Origin of the sequence: Mesorhizobium sp. M0633 (genome assembly GCF_040320645.1) — a bacterium.
Classification (GTDB): Bacteria; Pseudomonadota; Alphaproteobacteria; order Rhizobiales; family Rhizobiaceae; genus Mesorhizobium.
The window spans coordinates 1-21,239 of sequence record NZ_JAMYQC010000037.1; the positions used below are offsets into that span (position 1 = coordinate 1).

20 protein-coding genes and 6 pseudogenes are annotated in these 21,239 nt (G+C 59.9%); 13 read left to right on the forward strand and 13 right to left on the reverse strand.

Annotated elements, in window-relative coordinates; genetic code table 11:
* From NKI47_RS28830 to NKI47_RS28855, 6 genes are all read right to left on the reverse strand, one after another.
* Positions 1 to 670: SDR family NAD(P)-dependent oxidoreductase (locus tag NKI47_RS28830; protein WP_352594433.1), on the reverse strand; the 670-nt coding region annotated here is incomplete at its 3' end.
* A gap of 596 nt (positions 671 to 1,266) precedes the next feature.
* Entirely contained in the window at positions 1,267 to 1,974 is a 708-nt protein-coding gene (locus tag NKI47_RS28835) for a class I SAM-dependent DNA methyltransferase (RefSeq protein WP_352594434.1), read from the reverse strand.
* A 945-nt stretch (positions 1,975 to 2,919) separates the two neighbouring features.
* A complete protein-coding gene (locus tag NKI47_RS28840; protein WP_352594435.1) occupies positions 2,920 to 3,276 on the reverse strand; it encodes a group II intron maturase-specific domain-containing protein in 357 nt (118 codons plus the stop codon).
* Between the two features lie 8 nt (positions 3,277 to 3,284).
* Complete coding sequence (locus tag NKI47_RS28845) at positions 3,285 to 3,713, reverse strand: reverse transcriptase domain-containing protein (protein ID WP_352594436.1); 429 nt, start codon at positions 3,711 to 3,713, stop codon at positions 3,285 to 3,287.
* 13 nt (positions 3,714 to 3,726) lie between these two features.
* Positions 3,727 to 3,933 (reverse strand): reverse transcriptase domain-containing protein, encoded by a 207-nt coding sequence (locus NKI47_RS28850; protein WP_352594437.1) that lies wholly within the window; start codon positions 3,931 to 3,933, stop codon positions 3,727 to 3,729.
* The gene (locus tag NKI47_RS28855) at positions 3,909 to 4,073 is read right to left on the reverse strand and encodes a hypothetical protein (RefSeq protein ID WP_352594477.1); all 165 of its coding nucleotides are present in this window, start codon (positions 4,071 to 4,073) and stop codon (positions 3,909 to 3,911) included. Before NKI47_RS28855 ends, NKI47_RS28850 begins: the two co-directional genes overlap by 25 nt.
* 805 nt (positions 4,074 to 4,878) lie before the next feature.
* Between NKI47_RS28855 and NKI47_RS28860 the strand changes: the two are divergent.
* Positions 4,879 to 5,322 (forward strand): annotated as a pseudogene (locus tag NKI47_RS28860) (tyrosine-type recombinase/integrase); the annotation flags it as partial.
* Between the two features lie 123 nt (positions 5,323 to 5,445).
* Here the strand turns inward: NKI47_RS28860 and NKI47_RS28865 are convergent.
* Both NKI47_RS28865 and NKI47_RS28870 read right to left on the reverse strand, forming a co-directional pair.
* On the reverse strand, positions 5,446 to 5,958 hold the full coding sequence (locus NKI47_RS28865) for a GNAT family N-acetyltransferase (RefSeq protein ID WP_352594438.1): 513 nt from the start codon (positions 5,956 to 5,958) through the stop codon (positions 5,446 to 5,448).
* Between the two features lie 482 nt (positions 5,959 to 6,440).
* Positions 6,441 to 6,569, reverse strand: a complete 129-nt coding sequence (locus NKI47_RS28870) for a hypothetical protein (RefSeq protein ID WP_352594439.1) — start codon at positions 6,567 to 6,569, stop codon at positions 6,441 to 6,443.
* 262 nt (positions 6,570 to 6,831) lie between these two features.
* On the opposite strand from NKI47_RS28870, the gene NKI47_RS28875 reads away from it, so the two are divergent.
* From NKI47_RS28875 to NKI47_RS28920, 10 genes and pseudogenes are all read left to right on the forward strand, one after another.
* Positions 6,832 to 7,557 carry an FkbM family methyltransferase gene (locus NKI47_RS28875; RefSeq protein ID WP_352594440.1) on the forward strand — a complete coding sequence of 242 codons (726 nt, stop codon included), beginning with the start codon at positions 6,832 to 6,834 and terminating at the stop codon, positions 7,555 to 7,557.
* 182 nt (positions 7,558 to 7,739) lie between these two features.
* Positions 7,740 to 8,510, forward strand: coding sequence for a GntR family transcriptional regulator (locus tag NKI47_RS28880; protein ID WP_352594441.1), 771 nt, complete (start codon positions 7,740 to 7,742; stop codon positions 8,508 to 8,510).
* Complete coding sequence (locus NKI47_RS28885) at positions 8,507 to 9,442, forward strand: ribokinase (RefSeq protein ID WP_352594442.1); 936 nt, start codon at positions 8,507 to 8,509, stop codon at positions 9,440 to 9,442. The genes NKI47_RS28880 and NKI47_RS28885 overlap by 4 nt, the downstream gene beginning before the upstream one ends.
* Complete coding sequence (locus NKI47_RS28890; protein ID WP_352594443.1) at positions 9,439 to 10,203, forward strand: 2-phosphosulfolactate phosphatase; 765 nt, start codon at positions 9,439 to 9,441, stop codon at positions 10,201 to 10,203. The genes NKI47_RS28885 and NKI47_RS28890 overlap by 4 nt, the downstream gene beginning before the upstream one ends.
* Positions 10,127 to 11,284: an NAD(P)-dependent oxidoreductase gene (locus tag NKI47_RS28895; protein ID WP_352594444.1), complete on the forward strand. Its 1,158-nt coding sequence runs from the start codon at positions 10,127 to 10,129 to the stop codon at positions 11,282 to 11,284. The genes NKI47_RS28890 and NKI47_RS28895 overlap by 77 nt, the downstream gene beginning before the upstream one ends.
* Entirely contained in the window at positions 11,281 to 12,414 is a 1,134-nt protein-coding gene (locus NKI47_RS28900; RefSeq protein WP_352594445.1) for a mandelate racemase/muconate lactonizing enzyme family protein, read from the forward strand. The genes NKI47_RS28895 and NKI47_RS28900 overlap by 4 nt, the downstream gene beginning before the upstream one ends.
* Complete coding sequence (locus tag NKI47_RS28905) at positions 12,415 to 13,293, forward strand: SMP-30/gluconolactonase/LRE family protein (protein WP_352594446.1); 879 nt, start codon at positions 12,415 to 12,417, stop codon at positions 13,291 to 13,293.
* A 97-nt stretch (positions 13,294 to 13,390) separates the two neighbouring features.
* Positions 13,391 to 13,873, forward strand: a complete 483-nt coding sequence (locus NKI47_RS28910; RefSeq protein WP_352594447.1) for a hypothetical protein — start codon at positions 13,391 to 13,393, stop codon at positions 13,871 to 13,873.
* Positions 13,855 to 15,340: pseudogene (istA, locus tag NKI47_RS28915) on the forward strand (IS21 family transposase); the annotation flags it as partial. The gene NKI47_RS28910 and the pseudogene istA, both read left to right, overlap by 19 nt.
* Positions 15,341 to 15,346: 6 nt before the next feature.
* Positions 15,347 to 15,828 (forward strand): annotated as a pseudogene (locus NKI47_RS28920) (ATP-binding protein); the annotation flags it as partial.
* On the opposite strand, the gene NKI47_RS28925 reads toward NKI47_RS28920, so the two are convergent.
* Complete coding sequence (locus NKI47_RS28925) at positions 15,755 to 16,105, reverse strand: transposase (RefSeq protein WP_352594448.1); 351 nt, start codon at positions 16,103 to 16,105, stop codon at positions 15,755 to 15,757. The pseudogene NKI47_RS28920 and the gene NKI47_RS28925 sit on opposite strands and share 74 nt — an antisense overlap.
* A gap of 497 nt (positions 16,106 to 16,602) precedes the next feature.
* On the opposite strand from NKI47_RS28925, the pseudogene NKI47_RS28930 reads away from it, so the two are divergent.
* Positions 16,603 to 17,425: pseudogene (locus tag NKI47_RS28930) on the forward strand (IS110 family RNA-guided transposase); the annotation flags it as partial.
* A gap of 855 nt (positions 17,426 to 18,280) precedes the next feature.
* Here the strand turns inward: NKI47_RS28930 and NKI47_RS28935 are convergent.
* The 3 genes and pseudogenes from NKI47_RS28935 to NKI47_RS28945 form a co-directional block, all read right to left on the reverse strand.
* Positions 18,281 to 19,312, reverse strand: coding sequence for a hypothetical protein (locus tag NKI47_RS28935; protein WP_352594449.1), 1,032 nt, complete (start codon positions 19,310 to 19,312; stop codon positions 18,281 to 18,283).
* Between the two features lie 142 nt (positions 19,313 to 19,454).
* Positions 19,455 to 19,847: a hypothetical protein gene (locus NKI47_RS35245; RefSeq protein WP_502898093.1), complete on the reverse strand. Its 393-nt coding sequence runs from the start codon at positions 19,845 to 19,847 to the stop codon at positions 19,455 to 19,457.
* A pseudogene (locus tag NKI47_RS28945) lies at positions 19,769 to 20,538 on the reverse strand (IS6 family transposase). Before NKI47_RS28945 ends, NKI47_RS35245 begins: the two are co-directional and overlap by 79 nt.
* 77 nt (positions 20,539 to 20,615) lie before the next feature.
* On the opposite strand from NKI47_RS28945, the pseudogene NKI47_RS35250 reads away from it, so the two are divergent.
* Positions 20,616 to 20,720, forward strand: a pseudogene (locus NKI47_RS35250) (IS5/IS1182 family transposase); the annotation flags it as partial.
* Here NKI47_RS35250 and NKI47_RS28950 read toward each other — a convergent pair.
* Positions 20,711 to 21,139 (reverse strand): hypothetical protein, encoded by a 429-nt coding sequence (locus NKI47_RS28950; protein WP_352594450.1) that lies wholly within the window; start codon positions 21,137 to 21,139, stop codon positions 20,711 to 20,713. The pseudogene NKI47_RS35250 and the gene NKI47_RS28950 overlap by 10 nt on opposite strands.
* Positions 21,140 to 21,239 lie beyond the last annotated feature (100 nt).

A 21,239-nucleotide genomic window follows, 5' to 3' on the forward strand; every position in this document is an offset into this window, starting at 1 on the left:
TATCCTTCGGCGTAGCCACGCGACCTTGAGGTATTGCATCGATGTTCCTCTGGAGGACCTCGTCGGCAGTAACCGGCTGGCTGTGGCCCGACACAAGCATGGGTGTATCAACGGCGCCGGGGCAGACCGCATTGATGCTGATTTGCTCTTTGGCGTGGTCAAGGGCCATGGCTCGCGTCAGCAAAACGACCGCGCCCTTCGATGCACAGTAGGCAGCCAGCCCGGGACAGCCAACCAACCCCACATTCGAGGCTATATTGACAATGCTGCCGCCGCCGCTTTTCCTCATGGCCTTCACCGCGGCGCGGCTAAAGTAGAACACACCGCTGACATTGGCGTCGAAAGTCTGGCGCCAATCATCATCCGTGGTATCGACGGCGCTTCCACGCCGGATGATCCCGGCGCTGTTCACCAGGACGTCGACCTTTCCGAACCGCTCTACGCTGGAATTAACCACGTGGTCGGCGAAGGCCGAATCAGCGACATCGCCTAGCATCAATTCGGCCGGACAATTGAGTTTCTGAACCGACTCCAAGGCTCTTCGGCCCCGCTCCCGATCGCGGCCGACCAATACGAGTGACGTCCCCGTCGCGGCGAAGGCCTCTGCGATGGCCTCCCCTATCCCCGACGTTGCGCCAGTAACGATAACCACCTTCTTGGAATGCGTCATAGTATCGATTGCCCTTTAGAAGTGATGAGGCCTAGCGGGTATATTCGGCGGCCTGCTTGGTGATCTATGCCCGCAAACCGCTAGTTCTCTCCTTTTCAAGAGACCAAAAAATCATGGATCTGACAAGCTGAAGTCATGGCGTGCCTTGGACATCGGTGACATGCGCAAATCAAAGAACCAGCGGGTAACATCGAACGCAGAAACTACGAATTCCTGCGGAATACCATCTCATTGCCACCGGCTGTTTGTTCGCACCATCGAGGATATCAACCACGGGTATTTCGTCAAAGCTTCCGGTTTTCGCGCGCAGCTTGTCGTCAAGTCTCCCTAAGAGATCTTTGGGCATGGTTACACCTTTGTTTGACGTTAGTTCCGGCGCAACGATCTGGGTATTTTCTTATTTTACAGCATGGAGAATCGTCTTTGACTGGCAGCATGAAGCATCGTGGCGAAGCCTCGGACATTAGCGCGACGCGTTCTTTCGTGGTGCCATACTCAGAACCCGGACTCCTGCCAGGGCATGCGTAGGCGCTCGCGCTCCTCGTGTCGCTTTGCATCAGCGGCCAGTTTCGACAGCAAGATTCGCGGTATCGCGGTCATGGCCGCCCCTCCGTCGATGCGCTGACCTTCTCGGGCACCTGGAAGACCCAATAGTGCGCGTCCTCCTCGGCGACGTATCTGCCGTTCCTTAGACACTGTGCCGGTATAAGGACGCCCTCATCCTGCAGACGCCGCACCTCGCCTTCAAAGGATGTCGTCTCCGCATAGCTCTTGCGGGTGCTTGCAATGACGAAGCCGTTCGGGCGGGTGACGCGAGCCAGCTCGCGCAACCCATCCGGTCGGACGTGTCCGAGCGTGAGGACGCCGCAGCAGACGGTCAGGTCATAGCTCGCGCTGGAGTAGTCGGAGAGCCGCCCATTAAGGTCTACATCGCCTTGGGCATGGCGGTAGACGCCGGTTTGCCGTGCCTTTTCGGCCATCTCTTCGGAGAGATCGAACCCGTCAATCAACCGGAAGCCGAGGCGTCCCAGTTCCACGCCGACGAGCCCTGTTCCGCAGCCAGCGTCCAGGATTGCGATGGCATTTCGCTGCCCGGCCAAATAGGCCGTCTGCACGGCGCCTGCCAGTTCCGCCACGATCATCGGCCCGCAGTACCCGACGCGGGCCTGATCAAGATCGAAGGCACTCGCCCATCCGCGATATAAGTGGGCCAAGCGAGCGGCGTCGCCATCGAGGGCATGGGATGCCTTCATGCGCTCTCGTGCGGCTTGCTCCGGTGCTGTCTGCTGATCCAGGGTGTTCATGACAGTTCCTCCGTGTAAGGGTAGATGGGTGCGGCACTGCATTCAGGGCGCGCGATGGCCGTAGCTGAAACCACGAACTGTTCCTTGCCACTACGCGGAGGATGGTTGTTTGGCCATGCGAAGGCGTCTAGACACAAGGTAGTCACGTCGACGTCCTCTAGCGGAAACATATGTCCACCCTCTCGGCTGGATCCGCCCGGCGGGATTGGTCAGCAATTCCTGACCTGGCGGCTGCCGGTCCTGCGGGGACGCTCTCCACGATAAGCCCTCGACACTCCAAGATGGGTACCAGAAAAAGACGATTTGGTATTCTCAAGAGCGACTGTACCAGCCACATGCAGGAGCAAAAAGGTGATTTTTGAGAATTTTACATTGCGTTACGTTACAAGTTTGAGATATACGTCGTATTTCTACTTAACTTTCCGATAATACACCGACACACATACACTACTACCACAACCCTTCCGCGTGACGACGTTGTATGGGAAAGCAATCCGCAGGAGAGCCCGGCAGGAGACTAACCTCGGTGCCAGGCCGATACGCTTTGGGGGGCGTAAGTCAGGATCCTTGCGCGTCATCTCAGATGCCCATTTTCGAGCTCTGGGGCAAACTGGAAGAGATGTCCGATGATGCCACGGTCCGCGACCTAGAAGTTACATTGGCAGATCCAAATGCCGTCGGGAGGGGCATCCACTCTAACAAATTTTGCCGCCGATCAGAGTTCCAACAGCGAGTTCTGTCAGGACCATCTTTTGCGCAGAACCCGCCAGCCGCTCGATCACCGACCAGCGAGATTGCGGCCGCGCATATAGGCTAGCACTACTTTGGCAGATTTTTAGCGAGACGAGCATTTTGAGGATTGATCGGGATAGGGGGACGCCTGGCGGCGCCGCCCCTCCCACACCACCGGGCATACGGATCACGTACCACGGCGGTTCGACCGGATTAAGCTTCGACAGAGACATAGAGACGGGGGAGACCGAGTGACTCGAAGTGTTGGTTGCGCAGGGTCTGTTGGACCGCCGGGTGTCCTGACATGCGCCAGAATCCCGTCGGCGAACCGGCGGCAGCCGCAGAACTGAACTTTGGGACGCCACGATGGCGCAGTTCCTTGAAGCGGTTGTGCCCGTTCCCCCATTGCCGCCAGAGATACATGCGTAGTCTTCGGCGGATCCACGCTTCCAAGTTCGTAAGCACCCGTGGGGTCTGGCAGAAGCCGAAGTAACCGCGCCATCCGATGAGGTATGGCTTCAGCTCTTTGATCAACTGCGGCAGACTGATCCCCCGGGTCCGGCGTGTCATATCCCGGATCAGCGTCTTGAATTTGTCGAGGGCCTTCGGCGCGATGCGCCGCTCGCTGCCGTCATTCGAGATGCTGAACCCAGGAACTTCCGCTCCTCCGGTCGCGCCACCGCGCTCTTTTCCTCGTTGACCTTCAGCCGCAGCTTCTTGGTCAGGAACCGGCTGACGGAAGCCATGACCCGTTCGCCGGCGCGGCGGCTGCGAACATAGATGTTGCAGTCGTCGGCGTAGCGGCAAAAACGGTGGCCACGTCGGGTCAGTTCCTTGTCGAGATCGTCGAGCAGGAGGTTGCTTAGGAGGGGCGAGAGCGGGCCGCCTTGCGGGGTCCCCTCGTCCACCGGACGGACCAGGCCGTCCTCCATCACCCCCGCATTGAGGAATGCACGGATGAGTTTGAGCGCACCCTTATCGGACACCCTGGCGGCGACGCGCGCCATCAGGCTATCATGATTAACCCGGTCGAAAAATCTTTCGAGCGTCGAGGTCAACTACGTAGCTGTAACCCTCGGCAATGTAGCATTGCGCTTGGGCTTCTGCCTGATGGGCAGAGCGTCCCGGGCGGAAGCCGTAGCTGTGCTCCGAGAACGTCGGGTCCCACTGCTCCTGGAGGACCTGCAGCAGGGCTTGCTGGATCAGTCTGTCGACGACGCAAGGCACGCCGAGTTTTCTGACCCCGCCGTCCAGCTTGGGGATTCGACCCGCTTGACCGGCTGCGGCTGATAGGTTCCCTCCAGCAATCGAGACCGGATGCTTGGCCAGTGCTCACGCAGGTAGCACTTGGCGTCGTCGATGGTCATCCCGTCCACGCCTGGGCTACCCTTGTTACTTCGAACGCGTTTCCACGCTGTTTCCAGATTCTCTCGGCTACATACCGTCTCCATTAGCTGTTCCGTCCAAGCCGGGCTTTCGGGTGCCGACTTCGCCATGAGTGGTTCGGCCCCTTGGTAACCGCTGACAGGGGCTTCACCCCGGTCCCTCGGTTCCAGGGCCAGTGAATACTGGGTCTTCTGCCGCTTTCCACTCATGAGTTGCCAGTCCTACTTGCCGCTTCCAATCGTTCGGGTCTTCGGTCATCGTTTCCGGCTCGGCCTATCCATTTGCTCCGCCTTTCGGCCTTGGAGTGCCTCACTAGCCTTGCCGACAGCATCACCTACTACGCCCTCTGCTGACTCCTGCATCACGGTCAGGTCACCTTGCGGTTCCCTCAGTTCCGAAGTCGGAACATGACGCAGGCCTCCCCAGGTAAGCTCAATCGCCTTCCCCGCGCACCTGCCGGATCTACAGCCCTGCCCTTTGATGGATATGGACTTCGCGACCGTTGCCCGCTCGTCCGGCCAGGGATGCCTCATATCCGGTTTCTGTTCGTCAGGTCGCGGTTTTGCTCGACGCTTCCTTCAGACACCACCTCGCGGTAATGCCCTTGCGCTTTGCTAAGCCTTCACCTCCATCAGGTTGGCTAGGGGACTTTCACCCACAAGCGGTTGAACATGCTGGGCACACAACGAACCCGCTGACGCGGGATTGGCGTGTGCATTGGCTGGAATGGCCTCCTGATGGGAAGGTTTGGTTGCTGAGACCAACCCCTGACCAGGAGACCATCCCATGGCTGAAGCCACGACAGCGGTAAGCCCGCTGCGCCGTCGCATGATCGACGACATGAGCTTGCGCAACCTGTCGCCCGCGACGCAACGATCCTATCTGCAGGCGGTGGCGAAGTTCAGCCGTTATTTCGGCCGGTCGCCGGATCGGCTGGGGCTGGAGGACGTCCGTGCATTCCAGGTTTATCTGGTGTCGCAGGGCATTTCCTGGCCGGCGCTGAACCAGACTGTCTGTGCGTTGCGTTTCTTCTACGGCGTGACGCTGGACCGGGCGGAGGTCCCGGAGCGCATCGTCTATGCGCGCACGCCGCGCAAGTTGCCGGCGATCCTGAGCGCCGACGAGGTGGTGCGCTTTCTGGAAGCGGTGCCATCGTTGAAGGCGCGCACTGCACTGACCACCGCCTATGCCGCGGGGTTGCGCGCCTCGGAGGCGGTGAGCCTCAAGGTGCGCGTTGCGTACGGCCCTTATGATGCCTCTTCTCAAGCATCTTGGGAGATCGAGACGCCGACAGTTGGACTGGCGGCCTGACCCGGATAACTTTGAGCCCAAAGCGCAGCAGTTTGCAGAGCATTACTGAAGAGGACGGCGCAATTCCAAGAACTGATAGTTCGTTCCATCAAAGACAACGGGCCCAAGGTGGGTAAAGCCCTGTCGGGTACTCGCTCTGAGAGATCGTATATTCGTCGGGCGTATGAAAGAGACCAACCGATCGATAGGTTGGGTTGCGAACGCGAATTCGATCACTGGCTTAGAGCTTTCCGGGCCAATCCCCTGACCGCACCGGGCTCCGAACAAGATGCATCCGACTTCAATGGCGTTGTCATCGAAGCGGCGCAGCCCGGACCGCCCCACGAAGCGCAAGTCGCCATTGTCATCTCGTTCATAGACCATCCAGAATCCATAACCGTAGGTTTCCCACTCATGAAGATAGAGGGACAGCCGCGCATCAGAAATTTCCCGCGTTGGCGGAATTCCCTCCATCGTCGATTCGACTACTAGCGGATCACACTGCAGGCGATGCAGGGCATCGGCGTCCCAAGGACGTATTGGGCGCATGAATAAACGTTCTGTTTCCAGATTCATGTGAAATTCCATCCTTCGTTCCATCGATCGCGGTTACCCACGACATGAATGCCGGTCCGTAACTCTCGCCGCCTCACACCAAAGGGTTTCAAAACCCATGCCAGTTTGGCTGATCGGACCGACGAAGACCTTTTTGTTATTTCTTGTCAGCTATTTCGCCTGGCGCAAAACAAAAATTGGCTAAACAAGCCTATTCCGCGGAAACGACAAACCCGTCACGAGGTGTCGGCATGGCGTTACTTGAGACTGCAACGTGACCTCGGTGGAGAGCCACAGCGGCTGGCGACCCCTTCTTCCCTTAAAGGCAGGGCTTTCCGACGAAGCGATTGCAGCATCGAAATGCTGCAGGCGCATCGAGAATGCGGCCGCCTTCCAGGTAGCGTTTGCGCCATGCCCCAGTCGTCGATGCCGACCACGCGCGGGGCTTTCGGCAGTTCGAACTCGGCGGCGCGAATCATGCAACAGCGCGTCGCCGGTGATCGTCAGGCGAGCTTGTGCGAAAGCCGGAAGGCGGGCTCGCCGCCGACGGCAAAGCGATCGCAACTGGCTTTGCCATGCAATTGAAAGACGCTCTTTGACGTATCCACACCAACACGAATAAGATTCTCCACGGACGGCCTCGATGTGCAGCAAGTTTCGCTGTTTGCGCGTCACTTCGGCAAGTCGCTTGACGGTTGGTGGCGCCGATGTCGCGAACCCGACAAAGTGTCGGGGCCATGCCAGCGGGCGCGCGTGTTTCATTCTTTCTGAGTAAGGAGCACCGCATTCCGCATGTGGCACGCCGATTGCTGCGATGATTGAGCAAGAGCCGCCGCGACAATCCGATCGTAGCGGCCCCGTCCCAAGATCGCAAGTCACATTGGAGCGCGAGCTATGTTGTCCCAGTTTGAAAACCAGTCCATTAACCAAGAGGTCGCTAGGCTCAATCTGCCGAACTCTCGGATCAAGCACTTCGCGCCAGCTAGTTACGCACAGGCCGGAGAAGACGTTATTGTCGAAGGAATCCTGGCTGCAAAACTCTGCAAGAGCCAAAGATCTTGGGCCAGTGTGTTCTATGTCGAGATCGGCGCTAATCACCCCATCTCTACTTCAAGTACCTATCTTTTGTACCAAAGGGGCGCGCGAGGTGTTTTGGTTGAACCCAATCCTGAATTGGGGGCGCTGATCGGGATTGCGCGCCCGAAAGACGTTCTCGTGCGATCCGTTGTCTTGCCCGCTCCGCAAGCGTCTGCCACGCTCTTCATCGGAAACGCCCATGAGCTTTCCTCGGTGGATAAGGCACATGTTGAAAGTTTCGGCGACTTCGACGGTATAGGGGGTATCCGAGAACATATTGAGGTGAGCGCGATCGGTATCAATGAACTATTGACCCCTTATGCCAATAAGGTCGATTTTTTATCCATCGATTGCGAAGGACTGGATCACGATCTCGTTGAGGCCATTGACTACGAGCGCATCAGACCTGCTGTGATCCAATGCGAGCCAAGTGAGCATTATCTAAAGGGCATCAGGGCTCGGATCATCAATCTGATGGAATGCAGATCATACCGGCTTGCTGCAATGACTGACATCAACGTCATCTTTGAGCGATTGCCCTAATGCAGCGGCCCAAATCGAACGCTGTCATCGAACAAACATCAAGCCCTGCCATTGCGTCCGACCCTCGGCTGCCGCCTGGAGATGCTCGGCCGCGCCAAGATATTTCTTGCAAGAATGCAATATCCTAATATTGCCAGCCACCCAGGCCGTGTGATAGCAATGCCTCGGCTTGAGGAGACCGCATGATTCAGCCCGGTAGAACTCCACTTCATATTCAGCTCGCTGATATCATTCGGTCTCAGATCGAGAGCGGCGTCTTCAATGCTGGCGATCAACTCCCCACTGAGATGGAGTTGATGAAGCAGCACGAGCTCAGCAGCAGTACGGTGCGACAGGCGGTGCTTGCCCTTGTCGGTGAAGGCTTGCTTTATCGACGCGCTGGCAAGGGGACGTTCGTTGCCAAGTGTGACATCGGCCGCGACCTGCTCACTTTTTCAGGGTTTTCGGAAGAAGCCGTGGCGCGTGGCTTCCGGCCGGGGACTAGGCATGTGACGGTCGACTGGCGGTCCGCTGACGCCGCGCTTGCAGCCACACTTAACGTGCCGACCGATGAAAGCGTGCTGACCATCGAGCGCCTGCGCACGATCGACGACGAAGTCGTAGCGGTTGAGACAGTTTCGTTCGCCGCGGCAATCGGGTGCCACATGGAAAAGCTCGACCTTGCCGACACCTCTTTCACCGAGATCCTTGAGCAGCACCTTGGTGTGCCGCTTGCCCGAGCCAAGCAGGACATACGGGCCGGCATCGCGCGTGCCAGACTGGCAAAAGCACTCGACGTGTCGAGTGGCACTGCGGTGCTGCAAATTGACCGTACCGCTTTCGACGCGACCGATCGGGTTATTTACTTTTCGTCCTCGTCCTACCGGGCCGATCGCTACATTTACACCGGCTGGATCGAACGAAAGACCGCCTCGATCGCTCAACCTCGACAGTTAATCGGCCGGAGCAGATGATGCCTACCTGTGAAGTTTATGTGGTCGGCTCGTACGGAGTTGCGTTTTGGATTGTGGGCGACGTGCCAGCGCCGGGCGAAACCCTGCTAGGGTCGGGGTTTGCCTTCGGAAATGGCGGCAAGGGCTCCAATCAGGCTATCGGAGCTGCGCGACTCGGCGCCAGATGCAAACTGCTGGCGGGAGTTGGAGCCGACAAGTTCGGTGATGAGGCACTGCAACTCTGGCGCGCAGAAGGCGTCGACTGCTCGGCGGTTAGGCAGACGGGCGAGACACCGACGATGGCCGGGGTCATCATTCTCGATGCCGGAGGCGAGAACCGCATCATTACCGATCCCGGTGCCAACGCGCGGCTCACGGCGACAGATGTAGAAACCTTCGCCGCCACCTGGACGAGCCCGGGCATCCTACTCACACAGCTCGAGATCCCAGTCCAGACGGCGGCCCGCGCGCTTGCCATCGGCAAGGCGCGGGGACTGACGACCATCCTTAATCCCGCACCTGGCCGCGCCCTGCCGAAGGAGATCCTTGCCGACGTTGACATCCTAACGCCGAACCAATCCGAAGCGCGCATCCTGCTGGGGCTCGACGCGAACGATCGGCAGGCCGACGCCGAACTAGCGGTAAGACTGCGCGGCCTCGGCGTGGGGCACGTCGTCATGACGCTGGGAGCTGATGGTGCCTTGATTGCCGGCCCCGACGGACTGACCAAAATCCCGAGCTATCCAGTCGACGTCGTCGACACTACCGGGGCCGGAGATGCATTCAACGGGGCACTCGCTGCAGGGCTGGCCAGTGGATTGACCCTGGCTGACGCCGTTCGCCGCGGCACCGCGGCGGGCGCCCTCGCAGTCACGAAAAAGCTCGTGGTTCCGGCATTGCCCGATGAGAGGCAGATTGCTGAGATGATGAAAACCCGGACCGCTTGCACATGAAGATTAAGGTTGCTTTCCTTCCCACCAGCCCCCTGGCTATTGCCGGAGACGTGTGCATTATCGTCGATGTAATCCGCGCCACGACAGCTCTCGTCGGACTTTTCGACGCTGGCAGCAAACGTGTGTTTGTAGGCGGATTTCGCTCGGATGTCGCCAAAGCGCGCGCCGCCGTGGGCGAGAGTGGCGTTATCTGCGCGGAACAGGATGATGGATCCCCGCCCATCGGATTCGATCATGAGCCCTCGCCGTCCCTCCTGTCCCGACTCGATCTGTTGGGTCGCTCCGCGATGCTGGCGACGGCCAATGGCACGCCAGCCATTCTCGCGACAGATCGCGAAGGCGCGGCATTGGTGCTGATTGGTTCGCTGCGAAACCTGGATGCGGTTGCCCGGCGTGCGCTCGCGGAGACGCGGTCGCGCAATGCAGACATCACGATAATCTGCTCAGGCCAGCTACGCAACTCGCGTATCGCGATTGAAGATAGCTATTGCGCCGGATTGATCGTTTCACGGTTTTGTGCACTGGCGAAGGATGACGCTGTTGAACTGGACGACTCCGCGTCGCTCGCTCACGGCTTCACAATCTCGCAAGATAGTGCCGTGAAGGTGTTATTGGGCTCGATGACCGGTCGCCGCTTCATCGGCAACTGCCGGCAGAACGACGTGGAGTTCTGTGCGCGTATCAATGAATCTACAATCGTTCCGGTCGTTGCCGCGCACGGCGAAGATTCCGATTATCCGGTTTATCTCCTCGATGCCTAGGAGCACCGACGCCATCAGATTGATTAGTGGCCGACCTCGCGTCCTGGCGACAGCAGATCTTAGCCCGGAAGGTATCGCCTCGCTCCGCGAAATCAGCGAGCTTAATTTGCTCGGCTGGGCAGCCGGCGAGTGGTTCTGTGATCGCAAGCAGCTAATGGACGCAATTGCTGACGCCGAGGTTGTGATAGCGGGATATGAGTGTTTTGACGAAGCGCTACTGGCTGCCGCACCACGGCTTGGCGTCATCCTGTCAGTGCGCTCGGCCCCGCAAGCGAACATTGATGTGGCGGCCGCCACGGCGCGGGGGATCGCCGTCTTGCACACTGTCGGGCGAACGGATCACGGGGTTGCAGAGTTCACGGTTGCTCTCGCGCTGGGGCTTACTCGCCACCTCATCCCTGCCGGTGCATGGATTAGGTCCCGCTCGCCCGACTTCGACGCCGGAGAGGACTTTTTTCGTGGTACGGTATGGGGTCGCGGCGCGAGTTCTCCGCAACTCGCATTCACGGGCATCGAGCTACATGGTCGCACACTCGGTATCGTCGGCTTTGGGGCAATCGGTCGGGCGGTCGCCGAAAAGTTTTCCGGCTTTGGCATGAGCACTATCGTCCACGATCCTTATGTCGATAGCGCCGAGTTAAGAACACTCGGGGTCGAACCGGTCTCACTCGACGAACTTCTGGGACGCTCGGCAATTATAACCTTGCACGCGCGGCTCGGCACACAAACGCGCGGCATGATCGGCGCAGACCAGCTCGATCGGATGGGGCGCGGCGCGTATCTCATCAACACAGGTCGGGCGGGCCTTATCGACACTGGCGCGCTACTACAGGCCTTGGATCGCCAACAGATCGCTGGGGCCGCGCTAGACGTCTTTGACACGGAGCCGCCTTCGGCGAGGGATCTGCTTGTTACTCATCCGCGCGTCCTTGCGACGCCGCATATCGCCGCGTGGACCGAAGAGATGCGTGTACGTCACACCCGCAGCATTGTGCAAAATCTGCAGCGGCTTTTGGCCGGCAAGCCTGGCAATCTGTCGAACCCCGAAGTTCTCGCGATGGCAGGGAGGACCGTGCCTTGAGAATCATCCATGTCGCCTCGCGTCTCTATCACATCCCGCCGACGGTCTCCTGGGAGGACGCCACACACCGCGTCGCGAACCTCGAATTCATCATCACCCGCGTGACCACAGACGCTGGGATCGTCGGCGAGGGCTTTGCCTACACGACAGGGATTGGCGGAAGTGCCATCCTCGCACTGATCGATGATTATTGCCGATCGATGCTTGTCGGACAAGATCCGCGGCAGATCGAACGACTTTGGTCGTTCCTCTATGGCCAATTGCACCGCAGCGGCACCGGGGGCATCAACACCCTCGCATTGGGCGCGATCGACATCGCGCTTTGGGATATTTCGGCCAAGTGGTACAACGTTCCATTACACCGTCTGCTCGGCGCGCGGCGCGACAGCATCCCCACCTATGGCAGTGGCATTGATCTCTTCCTCGACAGCGACGCTCTACTCAATCAGGTCGATGGATTTTTGGCAGCCGGACACAAGGCGGTGAAGATCAAGATCGGTCGGGACAACGCCGAAGAAGATCTCGATCGTATCGTAGCCGTGAAGAAATTGATCGGTCCCACGCGACGACTGTTCGTCGATGCTAATCAGCGCTGGAATGTCGCCGACTGCATGATCCGACTGCAGAAACTCGCGACGTTCGATCTTGGCTGGATCGAAGAGCCTCTCCATGCCGAGGATATTCGCGGGCACGCCGACCTACGCGGCTTCGTAGCGCTGCCCATTGCGGTCGGCGAGAGCCTATATACGCGGCATCAGTTTGCCGATTATCTCCAGGCCAACGCCGTCGACATCATCCAAGCGGACGTATGCCGCGTCGGAGGTATTAGCGAGTGGCTGAAGATCGCCAATCTGTCAGCGTCCTTCCACCGCACCATGGCGCCCCACTACATGTCCGAAGTCTCCGTCGCATTGATGTGTGCAATCGACAACGCGGACATTCTCGAATGCGTGCACGGCGGAAGTTTCTCCGAGATGGGCGTGCTTCAGACGGCGCTTCGCCTCGAGAACGGAGTGGCCTTCCCATTTGAGGCACCCGGACATGGGGTGGTGTTCGAGCACGAAAAGCTCGAACCCTTCGCTGTCGATCCTGCCGAACTGCGGAAGCGGAATCTGCAGAGTGCAAAGTAAATGCGGCTTCATCACGCGTACACGGCGTTTGATTGCCACAACCTGCTGGCCGAAGGATGCAGCTGGAGCGCATCGGACCAGAGCCTATGGTGGACTGATATTCAAGCAAAGTGCGTGTTCCGCTGGGACGACAACCGGAGGGTTGCAGCAGTGCGGCAACTTCCCAATCGTGCTGCGTTCGTCTTTCCACGCGCGCGTGGTGGCTTCGTGCTCGGCTTTCCTAAGTCCATTGTTATCACGGATCCGACCTTCACCGACTTCTCACAAGTGGCCGAGATCGAGCCGTATCTTGCGCAAACCCGTGTCAACGACGCCGCGATCGATCCCTACGGCGGGATCGTCTTGGGCACATACAATGAACGCAGCCGTGAGCCGGTCGGAAGCGTCTATCGGGTCGCGCCCGATGGCGAGGTCGTCACGCTCTTCGGTGGCGTAGCGGCGGCCAACGGACTGGCTTTTTCGCCCGACGGCCGGATCATGTACTTCACCGACACAACGGAGGGCACCATCCGGCGTTTCGCCGTGGCTCCGCAATTTGCGGGTCTTGCCGAGATAGGCCCACTGGCAGGCCCGAACATCGCCCCGGGATCGCCTGATGGCGCCACCGTGGACATTGAAGGGGGGTACTGGAGCGCCAGGCTACGAGGCGGCTGTGTCGTTCGTATCGATCGAAACGGTCACATCACAGACCGCGTGGATATGCCGAGTATGGCGCCGACCTGTGTGGCACTTGGCGGCGAAGATCTGAGAACGCTGTTCATAACCTCACGGCGAACCAGGCAATCGTCTGATGAACTTCTTCGATTTCCCGAGTCCGGCAACCTCTTCCGCGTTGAGGTCGGTCAGGCTGGCGAACAGCCCTTCAGTTGCAGAATCTAGACCACAAGGACGCGGTTTGTGTAGGTGCACGGATCTAGACGTCATGTTCCGAGGCGGATATCGGTGGCCCCGCCCTTCGTGCGATTAAAGACGAGGGTTGCTCGGATGGGCCGAGCCGATCCTCACGCACGGAGGGCGAGCCATCGGAGAGTATAGCGAAGCATTTGTCGCGTTTGATGTAGCCAAGAAGAAGCACGCGGTTGCGATCGCGGAGGGCGGCCGCACCGGCGAGGTCCGGTTCGTCGGCGAGGTCGAGAATAGTCCGGCGGCGATAGAGCGGACGATCAAGAAGCTGGAAAAAAAGTATGATCGACTGCACGTCTGCTTCGAGGCTGGCCCGACGGGTTATGGGTTGTGCCGGCAGGTCCTGCGGCGCGGCAATCAACGTGAAAGCGCAGCGTCAATCAGGCAGGATGAGAATGCCGGCGGGTTGGAACGGAGGGAGGGCGTAGCCCGACTGGAGTTTCAATCCGCCGGCCGCACGTTCCTTTCGGGGCTTTCGTCTGGTGATCACGGTCGACCGGTATGCGGTGGTTTTTCCTATTGGGGAGGAATCACTTTGTGCCCTGCCGCCACGTAACAGATCACCAATTGAGGCTTTCATGAAGTTCCGTCAGACAAAACGACGCCGTCGCAGCGGCGAAGGCATCGATCAGCACAGCCACGGCCTATCGCATCGAGGAGGCGAGACTGCCTTCGCAGAGGAAGGTTCCGCGGGAAAGGCGCCGGCCCGATCCGCTCGCGGAGATTTTCGACACCGAGATCGTGCCGCTGCTGCGGGCGGCTCCCGGCATCCGGTCGGTCGCCATTTTCGAGGAGATGATCAGGCGACTCCCGAACTGGCCAACGGCATTCGTCGCACGATCGAGCGTCGTGTCCGATCCTGGCGCGCGGTCCATGGCGAGGAGCAGGAGGTCATTTTCCGGCAGGTCCACGAACCCGGACGCATGGGATTGTCGGATTTCACCGACATGGCCGCCGCCGGCATCACGATCGCGGGCCAGCCACTCGATCACCGGCTCTACCATTTCCGGCTCGCCTATTCCGGCTTCGAGCATGCGCATGTCGTGCTCGGCGGCGAGAGTTTCGTCGCTCTGGCGGAAGGCCTGCAGAACGCGCTGTGGTCGCTCGGCGGGGCTCCCCGCGAACATCGCAGCGACAGCCTCTCGGCGGCACTCCGCAACCTGGACAAGGACGCCCGGGAGGACCTGACGCGCCGCTACGACGAACTGTGCAGCCACTACGGCATGACCCCTTCTCGCAACAATCGCAGCATCGCGCATGAGAACGGCTCCATCGAAGGCCCGCATGGCCATCTCAAGCGGGCGATCAATGACGCGCTGCTGATGCGGGGATCGAGCGATTTCGACGACCTGGCAGCCTACCGTCGCTTTGTCGACGAGATCGTCAGCCGCGTGAATGCTCGCAACTCCAAGCGCATCGACATCGAGCGGGCCGAACTCCAGGAACTGCCCGTCCGGCGCACTTCCGACTACGAGGAGGTCATTGTGCGCGTCACCTCATCGGGCGGCTTCACGCTGCGCAAGGTGTTCTACACCGTGCCCTCACGCCTGATTGGCCACCGCTTCAGAGTGCGGCTCTTCGATGATCGGCTGGTATTTTCATCGGCGGCACGCAACTCATGACGCTGCCGCGGGGGGCGCGCCTCTTGAACGGGCAAGCACGACCAGGTCGTCAGTTTCGGCATGTCATCCATTCGCTGCGCCGCAAGCCGATGGCGCTGCTCAACCTCGGCTATCGTGACCAGCTCTTCCCTCGCGAGGCCTACCGGCGAACCTTCGACATGCTCATAGAGCGACTGCCTGAGCGGCAGGCCTGCCGCACCATGGTCGAGCTTCTCGCCATGGCGCACGAGCGCGGCTGCGAGAGAGAACTGGCTGATCAATTGACCGCCTCGCTACGGGCATGGCGATTGCCCGACATGGGGGCTTTGCGCGGACGGTTCGCGCCGGATCCCGCCCGGCTGCCAAGTGTCGTCGTGCGTCTTGCTCCGCTCAACGTCTATGAAGCCCTGCTTGGCGCGAGATGCGGCATGAAGAAGAACCCCGCTGTCGATTCCGCCAGGCTGAGCTTGCTCCTCAACGAACTGCGCCTGCCGGCCATCAAGGTTATATGGCCGCAGTTTGCCGAACAGGCCGACAAGGAAGGGTGGCCGGCCGCTCGCTTCCTGGCTGCGATCACTGAACATGAACTGGCCGAGCGTGACCGGCGGCGTATCGAACGCCATCTCGCCGAGGCCCACCTCCTGCCGGGCAAGACCCTCGACACATTCGAGTTCGAAGCCGTTCCGATGATGTGCAAGGCCCAGGTGATGGCCATCACCGCCGGCGACAGTTGGCTCGAGAAGGAGCGAACCTGCTTCTGTTCGGCCCGCCCGGTGGCGGAAAGAGCCATCTCGCCTCGGCCATCGGACTTGCCCTTATAGAGACTGGATGGCGGGTTATGTTCGCTCGTACCACTGACCTCGACCAGAAGCTTCAGGTCGCGCGCCGCGAACTCGGCCTCGTTGCATCGGGCGCAGCGCGCGGGCGCCCTCAGCATAAACGCCCGCACGATCGCGCGCGATGACCTCGATGCCAGGATGGCGTTCCAGCCATGATGCGACCTTGTCGGCATTGCGATCCGGCAACAGATCCAGCACGCGATTGCGCTCCAGATCGCAGGTGATCGTTCCGTAGCGCTGCCCCTTGCGCCAGGCCCAGTCGTCGATGCCGACCACACGCGGCGCTTGCGGCGGCTCGAACCCGGCCGCGCGGATCATCCGCAACAGTGTGTCGCCGCTCACCGGCATGGCAAGCCTGTCCGACAGGCGTGAGCCCGGCTCGCCACCCACCGCGAAGCCGATCGCCAGCTGGCTTTCGCCGAGCCGAACCGTGCGTCGAGCTTTCGGTTGAACCGTCTCAGCAAGCCTCTCGGTGAAGATCCGTCGCGGGCATTGTGGATCGGCGCATCGAAACCGTCATGCGTGAAGCTGGATTCGACAATCCGCCCCTGCCACGGCAGATCGGTCAACCACCGCATGTAGTGACTGTGGACGCGGCGGGTTCGGCGACCGCAACATGGACAGCTCGATTCCATCGCCTTCGGCCGGGCAACAAGCACAACCCTGTCAGCCTGCGGGAGAATTTGGACAATCGAAAGCTCGGGCGAAATCAGCGAGCGGAAGGCATGGAGCACGGGCAAATCACGGCATCGACTGCGATTCCGACTCTATGAACTTATTCGCACCGTCCGTGAATCCCGCAACTTGCACCAAATATGCGGAAGATCCCCAGATTGTCGCGCTATAAGGTCCGCGATCTTGGTCACGACTGCATGGTGGTTGCGCCGGCCCTGATCCCGAAGCGACCGGGCGAGCGCGTCAAGACCAACCGGCGGGACGCGGTGACGCTGGCGCGGCTGCATCGGGCGGGCGAACTGAGTGGGGTGTGGGTGCCGGACGTGGTCCACGAGGCTGTCCGCGATCTGGTGCGAGCCCGGGAAGCAGCAGCCGACGACCTGCGCCGCAAACGACAGCAGCTACTTTCCTTCCTCCTGCGCCATGGGCGGATCTACGAGAACGGCGGCCATTGGACGTTGGCGCACCGGCGCTGGCTTGCCCACCAGAGCTGCGAGCATACCGCGCAGCAGATCCTGTTCCAGGAGAAGATCGACGCGATCGAGGACGCGGCTCAGCGACTACACCACCTGGACGAGCAGTTGAGCGCCGTCATGCCAACCTGGTCCATGGCGCGGGTCGTCGAGGCCTATCAGGCCATGCGCGGCGCCTCGTTCCTAGTCGCAGTGATATTTGCGGCCGAGATTGGGGATGTGCGTCGCTTCGATACGCCGCCGCAGTTGGGGGCCTTTCTCGGCCATGTCCGGGGGAGCGCTCAACTGGCGACACCGTTCGCCGGTCGAGCCCTACGTCGCCGGCGCGCCCCTGAGGGCCCGGCTCGAGGGGCTGCCCAAGGCTGTCCGCGATATTGCCTGGAAGGGGCAGCTCCGGCTCTGCACCCGCTATCGTCGCCTCAGCGCCGCCGGCAAGAAGCCGCCGGTGGTCGTGGCTGCGATCGCACGCGAGATGGCCGGCTTCTTGTGGGCCATCGGCCGGGAGGTCGCGCCCTCATAGCCGGTCTCGACCCAACCCGCTGCACAGTGCTGGGGGTGGGGCACGGTGGGGAACTCCCGTCCCTAGTTATGTGGCCGAGCCGATGCGCCCGACGCCTGCCCTCTAGACCGAGGACAGCCCCGAGACGAAGACACGGAAGGCCGGTACCCAACCCGCGGATGAGAGTCTGATCAACCGTCGTCTCTGAGCTCCACCCCCAGCCCTGTGCAGCTTCAGCCGATCCGACTGCTTCGCAAACCTGCAAGCAGGCGAGCCTTCTTGCCTTCAACCTTGACAATGCGCCATCTGCAAGGTGGAATGGAACCGGGCGTCGCAGCGGTGAGGAGGGACAGTGGGTGACATAGATCTTCGCGGCTCTCGACGAACATGCCGCAGCGCGCTTCGTCCGGAAGCACGACCTCCATCGGCCTCTCTGAACACCGCCCTCATCATGCCACTCCTGATGGCCGTCGGGACCCTCTTCGAAAGGACATTCTATTTCTGGATAACGACGACGATACCGGCCGACATAGTGCGTACGAAGGCTCAGGACAAAGACGCGAACACTCCCAGACGAAGGGTGCCGCTCTCGCCTCGAAGCGCGCGTGCATGGCAACTAGGGCATTCGTGAAGTGCAAGGCGCGACACACGCGCCGCCGGAAGGCAAGTGGACAACTGGGAGGTTCGCTGCCCACCAGCTTCCTGTCTGCGCCGCAACTCAGCCAGGAGAACACGTGGTGATAGCGCTGATCGTTTGCTTCGCGGCAACGGCGAGGGCCGCCGCTACCGAGCCAAAAACCCGACCACTCATTCGCGACAGTCACAAGCGGCGGAAAGGCTTTGAGTTGCATGGGTGACCACTGGTTCGGCTTACGACTACTTAATATTCCCCAGTAGCGTCGTCATGGCGAAAGTCATGGCCCTAGCATAGCTATCGGGATCCTTCACCTCAAACAGGAAGCGATTTGATTCCGCCCCGGCCTCCGTCCACGTCGTCACCCCATTCGGATCGCATTTGATTTCGACGGGGCGGAAGCCAAAAATCGCATCGTCTGCGTTGGACCCCGAGATAATCTTGCCCGCCTTGTCCACGGCTTGGGACACCAAGTGGAAAAGGCCCGCGGTGGACCACATGTAGCGATGGGCGTGGATCGTAAACCAGCTCGACACATCGCTCTGCGGCGCCAACAGCGGCTGTAGGTAACGCGCATCCGTTCGCGCCTCGAGGGAGTAGGTGAAGTAGCTTTGCAGGCCGGACGACAACTTCGGCAGAACGTCGCTTTGCCTAAAATGGTAGTAGGTGCCGAACCGCTGGTCCTTTTCCTCAAGGGGATCATCCAATATCGTCTCGTGGCACGGCATCCAGTATATCGGGCACGGGATATCGAACGTGGCGGCGTAAGCCGCCGCATTGAGCACAACATTATACTCTTTATGTCCCTGCTTCGCGACATCGGGATGACCCGTGCCCGCGTTGAGATAGATTCCGGCACATTTGTTTCGGAAAAGATCAGGTTCAAGCTTGGCCGCAACGGCCAGATCGCGGCAGGAGCCGACAATGCTGATATAAGCCGGCTCTTCGCTGTCGCGAAGATAGTTGAGAAGGAACTCCGCGCCGGCGCGGTCTCGCCGGGAAAGGGCATTAAGCGACGCTCGGTCATGCGTGTAGGGCAAGGAGGAGCCGACAGCCATGTGGGTCGGCAACCCCGTGAGGTAGCTTAGCTGCGCAATGCCGGTGACGTCCGGACTGCGGCCTGGGTAGTGATCGGGCGGGAAGTCCACCAGTACGCCGCCGAGCTCGAGTTGGCCCGATGCGGCAAGAGCATAGACGCAAGCAAGGTCCCAGTGATCGTCGGGATCGATATAGGGACGAAACAGGTCGGTCTGGTGAAGCAATCTTACGGTCATGCGAATCCTCGTGATCATTCTTTGACGCCCGACATCGCGACCGAGTCGGTGAAGAAGCAGGCGCACGCTAAATTATTTCTTGCAAGAATGCAATAATCTAATATTGCCAGCCGCCAATGCCGAGTGATAGCAAAGAGCCGACTCAGGAGGCCGCATGTTCCAGCCCGGTAGAGCTCCGCCTCATATTCAGCTCGCCGATGACGTCGGCGAAGCGATGGTGCGCGAAGCGCGCGTCGAGCATGTCTTCCGCAATGCGCATGTTTTTCCGCGCTGCGTTGCCATGCTGTCTTCCGATGCGATCGACGTGAAGCCGCTGATCACGCACATTCGAATTCGAAGACAGCGTTCGCGCGTTTGAAATCGCCGCATCCGCCCCAAAGGGCGAAGTGAAGATGCAGATTGCTTTGCCGCAATAGAGGGGATGCGAGTTGGCTGAAGTCACTGTCAGGGAAATCGTCAAGCGGGCGTTGTCACGTTGTTTGAAATGAGGCCGCGTGAGGCCGACACCGCGCTTTTTTTCAGGCCGGCCGTGCACTCACGGCTCCCCCACGCGGCCATGGCTTGGCGTCGATGGGTTCGAATTTGTGCTGCCGAGCGGTTGGTCCTGGGATGGGACGAAGAGATTTCGGACGGCGGAGAAGGCCGACACGAAATGCTGCAATGAGCCGACCGACCGGAAACCCTGTCGCGTTCGTTCCCGTTTTCGGAACGGCAGGTGAGAATTCTCCGCCCGGTTGTTCAAGCCTTTATGCGAGCGGTGTTCCACGTTCGGCATGAGCTGGCGTTTGGCCGCCCCATAGGAGCGCAATTTGTCGGTGATCATACGCTTCAGTGCGCGGCCCTGCTTCTTCAGAAGTCGCGTCAGCAGGCGCCTGGCGGCCTTGGTGTTGCGACGCGTCTGGACGATCTCGTCGAGCACATATCCGTCCTGATCAACCGCTCTCCACAACCAGCACTTCTGACCGTTGATGCGCACCACGACTTCATCCAGGTGCCAGACATCATCTTTCGTCGGCGACTTGCGGCGTATGCGGCGCGCATAATCAGGGCCGTGCTATCGGCACCATCGGCAGATGGTCTCGTAGGAAACGACGATCCCGCGATCGAGCAGCATTTCCTCGACATCGCGCAGGTTCAGATTGAAGCGGAAGTAGAGCCAAGACCGCACGGGCCACGATCTCGATCGGATAGCGGTGGTTCTTGTAGGTCGCTGCACTCACGGTCATCGGGCGCGCTGCTACCACAATTTCCTTACCGCTCAATCAATGTGACAGCACCATTTCCAGGCAACATTGTACAAAGGATCGTCGAGCGCACCTTCGGCTGGACGACAAGATGGCGCCGCTTCCTGCGCGATTATGAAAAGCGCTTCGATTCTAAGCCATCATGCAGAAACGCTCATCCCTGAATTTCAAAACAGAGAGGACTCTTAGGTCGCCATTCGCCGTACCGGCGCTCCAGCGCGTTGGCAATTCGCTCGCAAAGCAATTCTGAGGTCACGGCTGTGAGGTGGAGACGAAGGCGAACTCCGTGTGTATCGACTAGGGTCGTGACAATACCGCGATCGGAGTAATCGGCGAGGTCGAGAACATCGTTGATAATGAAGTCTGGTATTTCGCGCTTAGGGCGCTCATCCACCGGGTTCTCCTCCCAAATTGGTGGCTTTCCGGGCAGGCCGAGCCTAATTCGCTGGAATTCGGCGTAGCTCTCGGCAACGGCTTGAACGTTGAATAAAGGCCGAGTTACTTCGCCATTTTCGACGACCTGGACACTCCATTGGCCGTCGACATTTTTCAATCGCACGTCAGTCGGTTCTCCGGTAACCATCTCCATCATCCATCAGCAATTAAGAATGAGGAATGACAGTGGAAGTCCCAAGCCGCTGTACCGCTCTGTAGACAACAACATCCCCCGACGTGATATTCAA

Coding starts and splice junctions, on each gene's coding strand:
- NKI47_RS28835 (WP_352594434.1), bottom strand. CDS start 1,974: ATGAACACCCTGGATCAGCAGACAGCACCGGAGCAAGCCGCACGAGAG.
- NKI47_RS28840 (WP_352594435.1), bottom strand. CDS start 3,276: ATGACACGCCGGACCCGGGGGATCAGTCTGCCGCAGTTGATCAAAGAG.
- NKI47_RS28845 (WP_352594436.1), bottom strand. CDS start 3,713: ATGGCGCGCGTCGCCGCCAGGGTGTCCGATAAGGGTGCGCTCAAACTC.
- NKI47_RS28855 (WP_352594477.1), bottom strand. CDS start 4,073: ATGACCATCGACGACGCCAAGTGCTACCTGCGTGAGCACTGGCCAAGC.
- NKI47_RS28865 (WP_352594438.1), bottom strand. CDS start 5,958: ATGAATCTGGAAACAGAACGTTTATTCATGCGCCCAATACGTCCTTGG.
- NKI47_RS28875 (WP_352594440.1), top strand. CDS start 6,832: ATGTTGTCCCAGTTTGAAAACCAGTCCATTAACCAAGAGGTCGCTAGG.
- NKI47_RS28880 (WP_352594441.1), top strand. CDS start 7,740: ATGATTCAGCCCGGTAGAACTCCACTTCATATTCAGCTCGCTGATATC.
- NKI47_RS28885 (WP_352594442.1), top strand. CDS start 8,507: ATGATGCCTACCTGTGAAGTTTATGTGGTCGGCTCGTACGGAGTTGCG.
- NKI47_RS28890 (WP_352594443.1), top strand. CDS start 9,439: ATGAAGATTAAGGTTGCTTTCCTTCCCACCAGCCCCCTGGCTATTGCC.
- NKI47_RS28895 (WP_352594444.1), top strand. CDS start 10,127: ATGAATCTACAATCGTTCCGGTCGTTGCCGCGCACGGCGAAGATTCCG.
- NKI47_RS28905 (WP_352594446.1), top strand. CDS start 12,415: ATGCGGCTTCATCACGCGTACACGGCGTTTGATTGCCACAACCTGCTG.
- NKI47_RS28925 (WP_352594448.1), bottom strand. CDS start 16,105: ATGCCGGTGAGCGGCGACACACTGTTGCGGATGATCCGCGCGGCCGGG.
- NKI47_RS28935 (WP_352594449.1), bottom strand. CDS start 19,312: ATGACCGTAAGATTGCTTCACCAGACCGACCTGTTTCGTCCCTATATC.
- NKI47_RS28950 (WP_352594450.1), bottom strand. CDS start 21,139: ATGGTTACCGGAGAACCGACTGACGTGCGATTGAAAAATGTCGACGGC.